13 protein-coding genes and 1 riboswitch are annotated in these 13,841 nt (G+C 75.4%); of the genes, 3 read left to right on the top strand and 10 right to left on the bottom strand.

The genetic code is table 11. From position 1 onward, the window contains the following. The 3 genes from ACFQ8T_RS04675 to ACFQ8T_RS04665 all read left to right on the top strand — a co-directional run. On the top strand, positions 1-860 hold an 860-nt coding region (locus tag ACFQ8T_RS04675; RefSeq protein WP_430545388.1), incomplete at its 5' end, for a nitrilotriacetate monooxygenase. A gap of 9 nt (positions 861-869) precedes the next feature. Further along, a complete protein-coding gene (locus ACFQ8T_RS04670) occupies positions 870-2,312 on the top strand; it encodes an LLM class flavin-dependent oxidoreductase (RefSeq protein WP_430545387.1) in 1,443 nt (480 codons plus the stop codon). A 52-nt stretch (positions 2,313-2,364) separates the two neighbouring features. Beyond that, positions 2,365-3,084: a GNAT family N-acetyltransferase gene (locus tag ACFQ8T_RS04665; RefSeq protein WP_430545610.1), complete on the top strand. Its 720-nt coding sequence runs from the start codon at positions 2,365-2,367 to the stop codon at positions 3,082-3,084. Positions 3,085-3,167: 83 nt separating this feature from the next. Here the strand turns inward: ACFQ8T_RS04665 and ACFQ8T_RS04660 are convergent, their stop codons facing one another. The 10 genes from ACFQ8T_RS04660 to ACFQ8T_RS04615 all read right to left on the bottom strand — a co-directional run bounded on the left by ACFQ8T_RS04660 (position 3,168) and on the right by ACFQ8T_RS04615 (position 13,829). After that, positions 3,168-4,172, bottom strand: coding sequence for an aldo/keto reductase (locus ACFQ8T_RS04660; protein WP_430545386.1), 1,005 nt, complete (start codon positions 4,170-4,172; stop codon positions 3,168-3,170). Between the two features lie 85 nt (positions 4,173-4,257). Further along, positions 4,258-4,776 (bottom strand): gamma carbonic anhydrase family protein, encoded by a 519-nt coding sequence (locus tag ACFQ8T_RS04655; protein WP_430545385.1) that lies wholly within the window; start codon positions 4,774-4,776, stop codon positions 4,258-4,260. A 115-nt stretch (positions 4,777-4,891) separates the two neighbouring features. Next, a complete protein-coding gene (locus ACFQ8T_RS04650) occupies positions 4,892-6,589 on the bottom strand; it encodes a dipeptide ABC transporter ATP-binding protein (protein ID WP_430545384.1) in 1,698 nt (565 codons plus the stop codon). Further along, on the bottom strand, positions 6,586-7,503 hold the full coding sequence (locus ACFQ8T_RS04645; protein WP_430545383.1) for an ABC transporter permease: 918 nt from the start codon (positions 7,501-7,503) through the stop codon (positions 6,586-6,588). Before ACFQ8T_RS04645 ends, ACFQ8T_RS04650 begins: the two co-directional genes overlap by 4 nt. Next, a complete protein-coding gene (locus ACFQ8T_RS04640; RefSeq protein WP_430545382.1) occupies positions 7,500-8,480 on the bottom strand; it encodes an ABC transporter permease in 981 nt (326 codons plus the stop codon). Before ACFQ8T_RS04640 ends, ACFQ8T_RS04645 begins: the two co-directional genes overlap by 4 nt. A gap of 1 nt (position 8,481) precedes the next feature. Next, on the bottom strand, positions 8,482-10,143 hold the full coding sequence (locus tag ACFQ8T_RS04635; RefSeq protein ID WP_430545381.1) for an ABC transporter substrate-binding protein: 1,662 nt from the start codon (positions 10,141-10,143) through the stop codon (positions 8,482-8,484). A gap of 74 nt (positions 10,144-10,217) precedes the next feature. Further along, positions 10,218-10,331: riboswitch (SAM riboswitch) on the bottom strand. A 156-nt stretch (positions 10,332-10,487) separates the two neighbouring features. Next, positions 10,488-10,964, bottom strand: coding sequence for a DUF4395 domain-containing protein (locus ACFQ8T_RS04630; protein WP_430545380.1), 477 nt, complete (start codon positions 10,962-10,964; stop codon positions 10,488-10,490). Between the two features lie 31 nt (positions 10,965-10,995). Then, positions 10,996-11,430, bottom strand: coding sequence for a TlpA family protein disulfide reductase (locus ACFQ8T_RS04625; protein ID WP_430545379.1), 435 nt, complete (start codon positions 11,428-11,430; stop codon positions 10,996-10,998). Between the two features lie 99 nt (positions 11,431-11,529). After that, positions 11,530-12,678 (bottom strand): LLM class flavin-dependent oxidoreductase, encoded by a 1,149-nt coding sequence (locus ACFQ8T_RS04620; RefSeq protein ID WP_430545378.1) that lies wholly within the window; start codon positions 12,676-12,678, stop codon positions 11,530-11,532. After that, positions 12,678-13,829: an LLM class flavin-dependent oxidoreductase gene (locus tag ACFQ8T_RS04615; RefSeq protein WP_430545377.1), complete on the bottom strand. Its 1,152-nt coding sequence runs from the start codon at positions 13,827-13,829 to the stop codon at positions 12,678-12,680. Before ACFQ8T_RS04615 ends, ACFQ8T_RS04620 begins: the two co-directional genes overlap by 1 nt. Between the last annotated feature and the right edge of the window lie 12 nt (positions 13,830-13,841).

Here is a 13,841-nt window from a genome sequence, read left to right as displayed (position 1 = left end):
CCCACCACCCCGGGGGGGGGCGCCGGGGGGCGGGCCCCGCCCCCCCCCCCCGCGCCCCGGAGACGGCCGACGCCTACGGTCGCGAGCCCGTCGCCGACCTCGCCCGCGAGACCCGCGACGTCGTCCAGGTGGTGCGCGACCTCTGGGACTCGTGGGAGGACGACGCCGTGATCCGCGACGTCGCGACCGGACGCTACGTGGACCGCGACCGGCTGCACCACGTCGACTTCGTGGGCGAGACCTTCTCGGTGAAGGGCCCGCTCATCAGCCCCCGGCCGCCGCAGGGGCAGCTCGTGGTGCTCGCCCCGGCCGGCGACGTCGCGCCGTCGGTACGCGACGAGCCACTGGTCGACGTCGTGCTCGTCGGCGGCTCCGACATCGCGGCCGCCCGGGCGGCGGCGCGCGCCGCGACCTCCCCCGGGCCCGGCGCGCACGACGGCGCCGCCCTGGCGGTGGTCGACCTGGAGGTGGTGCTCGACGCCGGCGGCCGCACCGCACGGGCCCGGCTCGCCGAGCTCGACGCCGCGGCCCCCACGGGGGCGCGCACGGGCTGGGGGGCGGGTGCCCTGCGGTACTCCGGCGACGCCGCGGGCCTGTCCGGTCTCCTCGCCCGGCTGGCCACCTCGGGCGACGTCGCGGGCGTGCGCCTGCTGCCCGCCGTGCTGGACGTCGACCTGCCCGTGCTCTCCCGCGACGTGCTCCCCGCGCTGCGTGCCGCCCGGCTCACCGCGGCGCCCCGTGCGGGCGCCACCCTGCGCGAGACGCTCGGGCTCCCGCGCCCCGCCAACCGCTACGCCACCCGCCCCGACGCCGGCACCCGGGCGCGGCACGCCGCCCCGCACGCCGCCGCGACCGCCTGAGGAACCCCGATGACCGCACCGACGACACCGCCCCACGCCCCCGACGCCCCGATCACCCGCCCCCGCGCGCAGGTGCACTTCGGCGTCTTCTTCCAGGGCGTCAACCACACCACCATCTGGTCCGACCCGGAGTCCGGGTCGCAGACCGACTTCGCGTCCTTCGAGCGCGTGGTCCGCACGGCCGAGCGCGGCCTGTTCGACGCGTTCTTCCTCGGCGAGGGCCTGCGCCTGCGCGAGACCCGCGGCCGGATCCACGACCTCGACGTCGTGGGCCGCCCCGACGCGATCACCCAGCTCGCCGCGCTCGCGGCGATCACCGAGCGCATCGGCCTCGTGGCCACGCAGAACACCACGTACCACGACCCCGCCGACCTGGCCCGGCGCCTCGCGAGCCTCGACGTCCTGTCCGGCGGGCGGGCGGCGTGGAACGTCGTCACGACGGACAACGCCTGGACCGGCGAGAACTTCCGCCGGGGCGGGTACCTCGACCACGCCGACCGCTACGAGCGCGCGGCCGCCGTCCTCGCGGTCGCCCGCGGCGTCTGGGACGCGTTCCCGGACGCCACCGGCGCGGCCGGGGAGGGAACGGTGGCGCGCGTGACCGTGCCCGGCACCGACCTGCGCACGCCCCGCGACCTGGTCCTCGACGCCACCACGCCCCGCAGCCCGCAGGGCCACCCGGTGATCTTCCAGGCGGGGGACTCCCCGCAGGGGCGGGACTTCGCCGCCGCGCACGCCGACGTGATCTTCTCCCGGCACGGCGCGGTCCTCGCCGACGCGCTGGGGTTCGCCGCCGACGTCCGCCGCCGCGTCGTCGCCGCCGGGCGCCCGGAGGACGACGTGAAGATCTTCCCCGGCACCGCGATCGTCGTGGGCGACACCCCGGCCGAGGCCGAGGAGAAGGCCCGCTGGGTGCGCCGCGCCCAGGTCACCCCCGCCACGGCGCTGTCGATCGTCGGCAACATCTGGGGCGAGGACCTCTCGTCCTACGACCCCGACGGTCCGCTCCCGGCGCACGACCCGGTGGTCGCCGAGCTCGGCGGCGAGCGCGGCTCCGCCACGACCGGCGCCCGCACGCACGAGATCGCCCGGCAGTGGCGCGCCGTCGCCGAGGCCGAGAACCTGTCGATCCGCGAGCTCGTCATCCGCAACGCGGGCGAGCGCGGCTTCACCGGCACCCCCGGGACCGTGGCGGACGAGCTGACCCGCTGGGTGCGCACCGGCGCCGTCGACGGATTCAACCTCAGCCCGTGGATCGTGCCGTCAGGCCTCGACGACGTCGTGGACAGGGTCGTGCCCGCGCTGCAGGAGCGGGGGGCCTACCCCACCGCGTACGAGGGCGGCACGCTGCGCGAGCACCTCGGGCTGCGCGCACCGCTGACCCGTCGTGCCCGGGACCGGTCCGGGGCCCTCGACGCCGACAGCGAACCGACGCCCGTACCGGTGCCCTGAGCACGTACGCTGCACCGGCAGACCAGGAGGCGACATGACCACCACGACCACCATGCCCGACGCTCCCGCCGGCACCCCCGACGAGGCGTCCGAGGCCGTCCTCGACAACCCGCGCTGGTCGTCGCTCACGGGGGCGCACGCCCACATGGCGGAGGGTAACGACCTGGTGCTGCGCTACCCCGCCGACGTGTCCCCGTTCGCCGCCGTGCGGTCGTGGGACGACCCGGACGTGTGGGACGCGATCGTCGACGTCGCGGGCCGCGGGGCCGAGTTCCCCGGCCCGCCGGCCGACGTCGTGCTCCCCGCGGGCTGGGAGCGCGCCTCGCTCCACGAGGGCGTCCAGCTCGTCGAGACGGACCGGCTGCGCACCCGCGCCGACGACGAGGCCGTCGTGCTCGGTGCCGAGGACGTCCCCGACATGCTGGCGCTCGTCGAGCGCTCGCGGCCGGGCCCGTTCCTCCCGCGCACCTACCTCATGGGCCGGTACGTCGGCATCCGGCGGGGTGGGCGCCTCGTCGCGATGGCCGGCGAGCGCCTGCAGCCGGAGGGCTGGACCGAGATCAGCGCCGTGACCACCGACCCCGACCACCGCGGCCAGGGCCTCGCCACGCGCCTGGTGCTGGACGTCGCCCACCACGTCCGCGAGCGTGGTGCGCGCCCCATGCTGCACGCGGCGGGGAACAACGCGAACGCGATCCGGCTGTACGAGAACCTCGGGTTCCGGCTGCGCGCCCGCACCGCGTTCGGCGCGGTGCGCACGCCCTCGGCCTGACACCGACCGCGACGGCCCGGGTCCCCGCACGGGGGCCCGGGCCGTCGCACGCTGCGCTCCCGGCGCCTGGTCGCGCCGTCGCCTCAGGCCTCCAGCAGGTCCGGCTGCGGGTGCCGCACCCCCTGCACGGCGCCGCGGGGGATGGCCTCCGAGATGGCCGCGACGTCGTCGGGCGACAGCGTGATCGACGCGGCGGCGACGTTCTGCTCAAGGTAGCGCAGGCGCTTGGTGCCCGGGATGGGCACGACGTCGTCGCCCTGCGCGAGCAACCACGCGAGCGCGAGCTGCGCGGACGTGACTCCCCGGTCCGCAGCGAGGTCCTCCAGCGCGCGGACCAGGGCGCGGTTGTGCTCGAACGCCTCCCCGGCGTACCGGGCGTGCCTGCGCCGCACGTCGTCCTCCGCGAGCTCGGCGACCCGGTCGACGGTGCCGGTGAGGATGCCGCGCCCGAGCGGGGAGAACGGCACGAAGCCGATGCCGAGCTCGCGCAGGGCGGGCAGCACGGCGTCCTCGGGGTCGCGGGTCCACAGCGAGTACTCGCTCTGCACGGCCGTGACCGGGTGCACGGCGTGCGCGCGGCGCACGGTGTCCGCGCCCGCCTCCGAGAGGCCGATCGCGCGGACCTTGCCCGCCGCGACCAGCTCGCCGAGCGCCCCGACGGTCTCCTCGACGGGCACCTGCGGGTCCACGCGGTGCAGGTAGTAGAGGTCGAGGCGGTCGGTGCCCAGGCGTGTGAGGGAGCGGTCGATCGCTGCACGCAGGTACTCGGGTCGCCCGTCGACGGGGCGGCCGTCGGGGTGCTGCCCGAGCCCGGCCTTCGAGGCCAGCACGATCCGGTCGCGCTGCGGGCCGAGCACGCGCCCGATGAGCTCCTCGTTGCGCCCGGCGCCGTACACGTCCGCGGTGTCGATGAACGTGACGCCGAGCTCGAGGGTGCGCCGCAGCACCGCCTCCGCCTCGGCGGCGTCGGCCGGGCCGTACGAGTCGGCGACGGACATGCCGCCGAAGCCGAGCGCGGACACGGTGAGGGCGTGATCGCCGGAGCCCAGGGTGCGGGTGGGCAGCGTGCCCGTGGAAGGTGTCGTCATGGCCGCAGCCGACCACCGCGACCGCCGGCGCGCAAGGGCCGGGGCGCCCCTCTCGGATGCTGGACGAGCGGTGCGCGCGAGCGGGTCAGCCGACCGAGCGGCGGTGGCGCTCGGCGAGCTCCTGGTACTCGATCGCGTTGCGGCGCACGCGCTCGGCGCCCTCGGCGTCGAGCTCACCGCGGTCCTTCGCCGGGACGCCGACGGCGAGGTGCCCGGCCGGGATCTCCTGGCCCTCGCGCACCAGCGCGCCGGCCGCGACGAACGCGCCTTCGCCGACGACCGCGTTGTTCAGCAGGGTCGCGCCCATCCCGATCAGGCTGCCGTCGCCCACCGTGGCGCCGTGGACGATCGCGCCGTGGCCGACCCCCACGCCGGCGCCGATGGTCGCGGGCACGCCGGTGTCGGTGTGCACCACGCAGTTGTCCTGGATGTTGGAGCCCTCGCCGAGCACGATCGCGTCCATGTCGCCGCGCAGCACCGCGCCGTAGAAGACGCTCGCCCGCGCGCCGATGTGCACGTTCCCCACGATCGTCGCCGTGGGGGCGACCCAGGCCGTGGGGTGGATGTCGGGAGTGTGACCGTCGAAGGGGAGCACCGTCGCCATGGCGGCGACCCTACCCGCCCCGGGCAGGCGCCACGCCACCGGCGTATCGCCACCGACGGAGCGCCAGCGACGTCGTACCCGCTGTCGCTTCCCGGCCCGGAAGCGACAGCGGGTGCTACGTCGAGGTCCCGGACAGCGCCCGGCGGCCCGGGATGGCCGTGACGAGCTCGCGCGTGTAGTCCTCCCGCGGGTCGAGCAGGATCCGGTCCGCCGCGCCCTGCTCCACGAGCCGGCCCCGGTGCATCACCCCGACCTGGTCGGCGACCTGGCGCACGACGGCGAGGTCGTGCGAGATGAACAGGTACGCGAGCCCGTGCTCCGCCTGCAGCCGCACCAGCAGCTCGAGGATCTGCGCCTGCACCGAGACGTCGAGCGCGGACACCGGCTCGTCCAGCACGACGAGCTCCGGCTGCAGGGCGAGCGCTCGCGCGATGGCGACGCGCTGGCGCTGCCCGCCCGAGAGCTCCCGGGGGCCGCGCCGCAGCACGTCGGCCGGCAGCGCGACGTCCTCGATCAGGGCGCGCGCCCGGTCGGCGCGCTCCGCGCGGTCGCCGACCCCGTAGGCGCGCAGCGGCTCGGCCACGATCTGCTCCACCGTGAACCGGGGGTCGAGCGACGCGTACGGGCTCTGGTAGACCACCTGGAAGCCGCGGCGCAGCCCACGCAGCTCCCGTCCGCGCGCGTCCGTGATGTCCCCGCCGCGGAACACGACGCGCCCGGCGGTGGGCTGATCGAGACGGAGCGCCAGGCGCGCCGTCGTGCTCTTGCCCGAGCCGGACTCCCCGACCAGGGCGTAGGTGCGCCCACGCCCCACGGCGAGGCTCACGTCGTCGACCGCGACGAGGGTGCGGCGCTCCGCCCCGCGCGGCAGGGGGAACTCCTTGCGGACGCCGTCGAGCGCGAGCACCGGCGACGTCGTGCCCTCCGCGGAGGACGTCGCCGGCTCGGCGCGCCGCGCGGCACCGGCAGCAGGGTCGCGGTCGCCGCCGACGACGAGGCGCGAGCTCGCCAGGCTCGGCGCGGCCGCCAGGAGCGCGCGCGTGTACGGGTGCTGCGGGTCGGCGAGCAGGCGGGCGGTGGGACCCTCCTCGACCACCAGCCCCTGCTCGAGCACGACGATGCGGTCGGCCCGGTCGGCGGCCACCCCCAGGTCGTGGGTGATGAGCAGCACCGCGGTGCCCGTCTCGCGCACGAGCGAGTCGAGGTGGTCCAGGATGCGCCGCTGCACGGTGACGTCGAGGGCGCTGGTCGGCTCGTCCGCGACCACCAGGCGCGGCCCGGCCGCGATGGCGATCGCGATGAGCACCCGTTGACGCAGTCCGCCCGACAGCTGGTGCGGGTACTGGCGCGCCCGGGCCGCGGGATCGTCCACGCCGGCCTGGCGCAGCAGCTCGACGGCGCGGACCTTGGCGTCCGCGCGTCGCGCCAGCCCGTGGATGACGAGCACCTCGGCGACCTGGTCCCCGACGCGGACCACCGGGTTGAGGGAGACGGTCGGGTCCTGCGGCACCAGGCCCACGTGGCGGCCGCGCACGTCCTGCCACTCCTTCGCCGTGAGGTCGGACAGGTCACGGCCCTCGAGCCTGATGCGGCCTGCCGTGACCTCGCCGCCGCGGGGCAGCAGGTGCAGGGCGGCGTGCGCCGTCGTGCTCTTGCCCGAGCCGGACTCGCCGACGAGCGCCACCACCTCCCCGGCCCCGACCCGCAGGTCCACGCCCCGCACGGCGGGGCGGGTGCCGCCGTCGGCGGCACGGTAGGCGACCTCGAGCCCCGCGATCTCGAGCACCGGGGCCCGTCGCTGACTGTCGGTCACTGGTCCTCTCCCGTCTTCTCCAGGGCCCGCGACACCCGGTTGGCGGCGAGCACGACGGCCACGATGACGAGGCCGGGCAGGGTGGTGAGCCACCACGCGGTGGCGAGGTAGTCGCGCCCGCCCGAGACGAGCGCGCCCCACTCGGGCGCGGGCGGCGGCGTGCCGTAGCCGAGGAAGCTCAGCGCGGACACGGCCAGCACGGCGGTGCCGAAGTCGAGGGCGACGAGCGCCAGCACCGGGCCGGAAGAGTTCGGCAGCACGTGGCGCCCGAGCACGGCGGGCCAGCGCAGCCCGGACGCGCGGGCCGCCTCCACGTACACGGAGGTCGACACGCGCAGCACTTCGGCGCGCATCACGCGAGCGAACGTGGCCACCGAGCCGATGCCCACCGCGACCGCCACCTTGACCGGGCCGAAGCCGAGCGCGGTGATGATCGCCAGCGACAGCAGGATGCTCGGGATCGCCAGCAGCACGTCGACGAGCCGGCCGATCAGGTCCTCCACCCAGCCGCGCAGGAAGCCCGCGAGCAGGCCAAGCAGGGACCCGAGGACGAGGCCGACGACCACCGCGAGCGCGGTCGTGCGCAGCGTGAGGGACGCCCCGTGCACCACCCGCGCGTACACGTCGCGGCCCAGGTGGTCCGTGCCGAACCAGTGCGCGCCCGACGGTGGCTGGAGCCGGTCGGCGGGAATGCCGACCAGCGGGTCCTGGGCGGTGAACGCCTGCGGCACGACCGCCCAGGCGGCGACGAGCAGCAGCACGGCCACGGCGATCAGCAGCCCCGGCTGTCGCAGCAGGTGGCGGACGGCACCCGCCGCGCGCAGGGATCGGCCGCCGCGCGCCGCGCCGGCGGCGGGCGCCGGGTCGGGAGAGGCGGCCGCCGCGGCGGGCCGGGAGAGGATCTGGAGCGTCATGCGGTCACCGCCGTGGGGCGCCTCGTGCGGGCCCGGTGCGGGGCCCGCATCTGGATCCGGGGGTCGAGCAGGGGGTAGACGAGGTCGACCACGAGGGTGACGACGACGAAGACGAGCGCCGAGAGCACGACGATCGCCAGGACCACGGGCACGTCCTGCTGGTTCACCGACTGCACCGTGAGCCGGCCGAGCCCGACGCGGGAGAACACGGTCTCGGTGACCACGGCGCCCCCGAGCAGGCCGCCCACCATGACACCGAGCACCGTGAACGCCGGGATGGCGGCGTTGCGCAGGGCGTGCACGAGGTGCACCCGGGTGCGGCTCGCGCCCTTGGCCCACGCCGTCTCGACGTAGGGCTCGCCGAGCGTGCCCCGCAGGGAGCGGGACAGGATCTGGGCGAGCTGGGCCCCGGCCGGGACGGCGAGCGTGATCGTGGGCAGCACGAGGCTGATCGCGCCGTCGTTGCCGATCGCCGGGAACACCGGCACCCGGAACGAGAACCATTGCAGCAGCACCAGGCCCACGAAGAACGTGGGTAGCGCGACCCCGAGCGGGGGCAGGGCGGACAGGGCCTGCCGCAGGAACCGGGAGCGCGGGAAGACGCTGGCCACGGCCACCGCGGTGCCGCCCACGACGGCGACCAGGAGCGCCGCCCCGGTGAGCTTGAGGGTCTCGGGCAGCGCCTGCGTCACGAGCGACGTGGCGGGCGCGCCGCTCACGTACGAGTCCCCGAAACTGCCGGTCAGCGCGCCCAGGAGGGCGTCGCCGTACTGGACGAGGATCGGGCGGTCGAGCCCGTACTCGGCGCGCAGGGCGGCGAGCTGGGCCGGGTCGACCTGGCTCACCTCGCCGCCCCCGGACGCGACCAGCGCGGCCGGGTCGCTCGGCAGCAGGTAGAGGACGAAGAACGCGACGGTGAAGGCGGCCCAGAGCACGAAGACCCCCTGCCCGGCGCGTCGGAGCACGTAGCGCGTCATCTCACTCCCCCGCGCCGTCGGTGACCCACGCGTCGTAGAAGTCCAGCCGCGACGAGGCCTCGAACGTGAGCCCCTGCACGCGGTCGGCGGCGGCGATCGTGGTCGACAGCTCGTAGACGGGGATGGCGTGCCCGCGCTCGATCAGCAGCGCCGACGCCTCGGTCACGAGCTTCTTGCGCTCGTCCGCGTCGGTGGCGGCGGCGGACTCGTCCAGCAGCTGGTCGACCTTCTCCGGGTCGCGCTGGTTGATGTTGCGGGCGTTCGCCGAGAAGATCGTGCGCAGCACGTCGGCGTCGGACCGGGTGAGGTTGTAGTAGTCGAAGTCGAAGTCGCCGGCCTCGTTGGCCGCCTCCTTCTCGGCGACCGTCACGTGCTTGAGCTGCAGGTCGACGCCGATCTGGCGCAGCTGCTGCTGCACGAGCTCGAGCGGCTCGGGCACCTGCCAGAAGGTCACGGTGGTGGTGAGCTTCTGCCCGTCCTTCTCGCGGATGCCGTCGGCGCCCTCGGTCCAGCCGGCGTCGTCGAGGATCTTCTTCGCGCCCTCGGGGTCGTAGGCGAGCAGGTCGCCCGCGTCCTCGAACAGCGGCGTCGAGTGGGACAGCACGCCCGTGGCCGGCCGGTCCTGCGGGGTCAGCACCGTGTCGACGATCTGCTGCCGGTCGATCCCCTTGACGAGCGCGGTGCGCACGGCCTCGTCGGCGGCCAGCGGGCTGGACTCGTTCGGGAACAGGTTGAACACGACACCGGGGTTGGCGCGGTACTCCAGCCAGAAGCCGTTGCCGTCGAACTGCGGCAGGTCGACGGCGTTGAGCGCGGCGGTGGCGTCGATCTGGCCGGACTGCAGGGAGCCGGTGCGCACGCTCGCCTCGGGGATGACCTTGAAGGTCACGGTGTCCAGGTAGGCCTCGCCGGTGTGGTCGTTCGCCTCCGAGCCCCAGGAGTAGCCCTTGACCTTCTCCAGCACGATCTCCTGGTCCTGGGTGTACGACTTCACCGCGAACGGGCCGGAGCCCACGTACTTGCCGGCGCAGCGGTCCTCGGCCGAGAGCTTCGCCGAGTCGGGCGACAGCAGGCCGAGGGAGAAGGTCGACGTCGCCTGGAGGAACTGCGCGCTGGGCTCGTCGAAGTCGACGGTCACGGTGTGCTCGTCCACGACGGTGGTGCCCGCGTAGCCGACCAGGTACTGGGACCCGAGGGACGCGACCGCACCCAGGTCGACGATCGCGTCGAGGTTGGTCTTGACGGCCTCGGCGTCGATCGGGGTGCCGTCGGCGAACGTGGCGTCGTCGCGCAGGTGGAACGTGTAGCTGGAGGCGTCGCCGTTCACGTCCCAGCTCTCCGCGAGCCAGGGCAGGATCTCGCCGGACTCCGGGTCCTGCGCGGTGAGGGAGGCGACGGTCTGCCGGGCGGCCGCGATCGCGTCGTTGTTGCCGACCTGCTGCGGGTCGATGCAGTGCGAGTCCACCGTGATGGCGAACGTCAGGTCGCCGCCGGCGACGGGCTCGCCGTCGGCGGAGGCGCCGGTGCCCGCGGCGTCGGCGCCCGTGGAGCAGCCGCTCAGCAGGAGGCCGGCGGCCGAGACGGTCGCGGCGAGCCCGACGACGGTACGTCGCGGGGTGCGCCTGGGGTCCTGGGTGCGCGGTGCGCGCGGGGTGGTGGTCATCGCGTGGTGTTCCTCGTGGTCATGGCGGGTCGTCCCCGCGCCGGCACGGGCCGGGGCGCGGTCGTGGACGACCGGAGCCGTGCTTACCCCGCCGCGGGCGCGGCGGGGTCAGGTCGTTCCCGGAGCACCCCGTCACGTCGAAGGGTTGCTGGCCAGCGAGCCGGGCCTGGGTGCTGGCGCTCGTCACCTGGGCGGCAGGGAAGCCGCCGCGGCCGCACGAGTCAAGGGCTGGCCGGGCCGTCTCACATCACGGACGCGGACGGGCCCCTTCGGTGCCGCAGACGCCGAAGGCCCCGCCGTCGGTGACGGCGGGGCCTTCGCGGGTCGGGTGGTGGGCGGCGGCCTCAGCGGGCGGAGGGCCGCAGGCGCGCGCCGAGCAGGTAGAGCTCGCAGCCGAGGCACAGGCCGACGACGGCGTTGAGGCCGGCAGCGACGAACGCGATCCCCGCGGCCCACGGCACGGCGGCCAGCACGCCTGCGAGCCCGAGCACGACGCCGACGCCCGTGACGACGAGGCCGACGAGCTGGGCGAACCGCGGCGGGCGCGGGTCCTCGAGCTCGACGGGCGGGGCGAGCCGGGGGCGCACGAGGGTCTTGAACAGCCAGCCCTGCACGGTCCCCTGGGCTCCGCGCACGGTGCCCAGCAGGAAGCCTGCGGCCACGACGGCGAGCAGGACGAGTCCGGCCGTGCTCGCCCCGAGGAGGACGACGACGGCGAGCAGCAGCGCCGTGATGGCGGCGCCCACCCGCGGGCCGCGCGGGTCGATGCCGGCCGGGGCCCGCGTGACGGGGGCCTGGCCGGCGGGACGCTCGGAGGTCATGGGTTCTCCTCGGGGACGGGTCTCGACGGGCTCAGCCGACGGGGACGACGGCGGCCAGTGCCTGGCGCGCCTGCGCGGGCGACATGCCGCCGCTGCTGCGTGCGGCCTGCGCCCCGGTCGCGTCGAGCACCAGCACCGTCGGGGTGGTGAGGACGCCGAGCTCGCGCACGAGGTCGAGATGGTCGTCGACGTCGAGCTCGTGGTGCTCGACGCCGGCCTCGCGCTCGACGAGGCCCTTCAGCACGCGGGCCGTGGCGCGGCACGGGGCGCACACCTCGGCGGACAGCTGGACGAACGTCGCCCGCTCGCCCAGCCGGACCCCGCGGGCCGCCCAGTCCACGGCCGGGTCGTGCCGCGCGGGCGTGGTGCGGACGCGCCCCTGGCGGGACCTCCACACCGCGCCGAGGACGGCGGTCGCCAGGACGAGCACGACCAGGATCACCAGCTGGGTGGGCTGGACTGTCACGGTGGTGGCCTCCTCACGCGGTCGACGTCGCGGTCATTCTCCCCGCCGCCCACCATCCGGTCGACAGGATGACCGCATGCCGGACACCCCGTCGGACGGTCAGACGGTCAGCGCCGCGGCACGCGCGCCGCCGTGCACCGTGGGCGCCTGCGCCGCGGTGAAGCCGGCGGCCCGCCGCTCGTCGTCGGGCCCCCAGAGCGTCGTCGTGACCTCGGCGCGGACGACGGGCGCGACCTCGGCCGCGAACCGACGCAGCACGTCCTCCTGGCGGGACGGCTCCAGCAGGTGGTTCACCGAGACGGACTGCAGCACGTGCCCGAAGGAGCCGTGGTAGTCGAGGATCTTCTCGGCGACCCGCTCGGGCGAGCCGACCAGCGCCGGGCCGCGCTCGACGGCGTCCTCGATCGTCTCGAACGCCTGGGCCTTGCCGACGTGCGTCGCGGGGTCGTAGCCGCGCGCCCGCAGCCGCGCGACCTGCCCCTCGTACAGCGGCCGGTACTGCTCGATCGCCTGCTCCGTGGTGTCGGCGAGGAACAGGCCCCCGGAGCCGGCGCCGACGAACCCGTACGCCGGGTCGTGCCCGGCGGCCGCGTACCGCTCGCGGTACCGGTCGATCAGTCGCCCATAGCTCTCCCGCGGCTGCAGCGCGTTGGCGCTCACGATCGGGTCGCCCCACCGGGCGGCCAGGTCGACGGCGAACTCGCTCGTCGCGGACCCGTGCCAGATGCGGAAGGGCCCGGCGAAGGGTCGCGGCAGGGTGGTGGCGTGCTCCAGCCGGTGGCGGTGGCGACCGGACCAGGCGACGTCCTCCGACGACAGGAGCAGCCGCAGGAGCTCGTAGTTCTCCTCGAGGTACTCGTACTGCTTCGCGATGTCGAGGCCGAGCAGCGGGTACTGCAGCTCCTCGTTGCCCTTGCCGATGACGATCTCCAGCCGCCCGCGGGAGAGCTGGTCGACGGTCGCCAGGTCCTCCGCCACCCGGATCGGGTCGAGCAGGGACAGCACGGTCACGCCGGTCGACAGCAGGATGCGGCGGGTGCGGGCCGCCACCGCCCCGAGGATCACCGTGGGCGCGGAGGACAGCACGTCGCCGGCGTGCCGCTCCCCCACCGCGAACGAGTCGAACCCGAGCTCCTCCGCCAGCACGGCGTGCTCGACGACGCGCTCGAGGCGGTCCGCGGGCGGCACCGCCTCGCCCGTGACGGGATGCGGCGGGTTGAAGACGATGTCGAGCAGCTGGAAGCGCATCAGGCCACGCGCTCCTCGTCCGCGGCTCCCGGGGTCTCGGCCTCGGCGGCCTCCGCGGCGGCGCGGTCGCGCGCGGCCACGCCCTCTCGCACCAGCGGGATGACGTACCGGCCGAAGTCGATCGCGTCGTCGAGCAGGTCGTACCCGCGCGCCGAGATGACCCGCACCCCGAGGTCGTAGTAGGCGAGCAGCGCCTCGGCGACCTGCTCGGGCGTGCCGACCAGCGCGTTGGAGTTGCCGGCCCCACCGGTGGCCTTCGCCGTGGCGGTCCAGAGCGCGGAGTCGTAACGGTCCCCCGCGGCGGCGATCTCGAGCAGGCGCTGCGACCCGGCGTTCTCGGGCCTGTCGATCGGGTGCCGCCGGGACAGCTGCCCGCCGAGCTCCGCCTTGCGCGCCTCGATCCGGTCCAGCACGCGGTGCGCCTTCTCCCAGGCCAGCTCCTCGGTGGGCGCGACGATCGGCCGGAAGGCCGCGTGGATGCGCGGCGGCGTCGCGCGTCCCGCGGCCGCGGCCTCGGCGTGCACGCGGTCGATCTGCTCCTTCGTGCGGGCCAGGGGCTCGCCCCACACGGCGTAGATGTCGGCCTCGGCCGCCCCCACCCGGAAGGCGGCGTCCGAGGACCCCCCGAAGGAGATCGTCGGCACGTGGCCCGCGGCCGGCTTCGCGTCGAGCGCGAAGTCCTCGAAGTCGTAGAACTCGCCGTGGTGGTCGAACGCCTCCGCGCTGGACCACGCCTGCTTGACGATCCGGATGTACTCGTGGGTGCGCGCGTACCGCTCGTCCTTGGTGAGCCGGTCGCCCTCGCGACCCTGCTCGTGGTCGTTGCCGCCGGTGATGAAGTGCACCGACAGCCGGCCCCCGGAGAGCTGGTCGAGGGTGGCGAACGTCTTGGCGGCGTACGTCGGGTACGAGACGTTGGGCCGGTGCGCCAGCAGCAGCTCGATGCTCTGCAGCCGCGCGGCCGTGTACGCGGCGAGGGCCGCCGGCTCCGGGCCGGACGACCCGTAGGCGAACAGGACCCGCGTCCACCCGTTGTCCTCGTGGGCGCGCACGATGCGCTCCAGGTAGGCGGGGTCGAACGCGGCGGTGGTGCGGGCGGACGTCTCGGAGGCGTCGTTCGTGGTCGCGATGCCGAGGAACTCGACGGGCATGGTGGTCTCCTT

Origin of the sequence: Isoptericola sp. NPDC056618 (assembly GCF_042792715.1) — a bacterium.
GTDB classification, from domain to species: Bacteria; Actinomycetota; Actinomycetes; order Actinomycetales; family Cellulomonadaceae; genus Isoptericola; species Isoptericola nanjingensis.
Note: the sequence above shows the minus strand (reverse complement) of the source record. Positions and strands in the feature narration are given on the sequence as shown.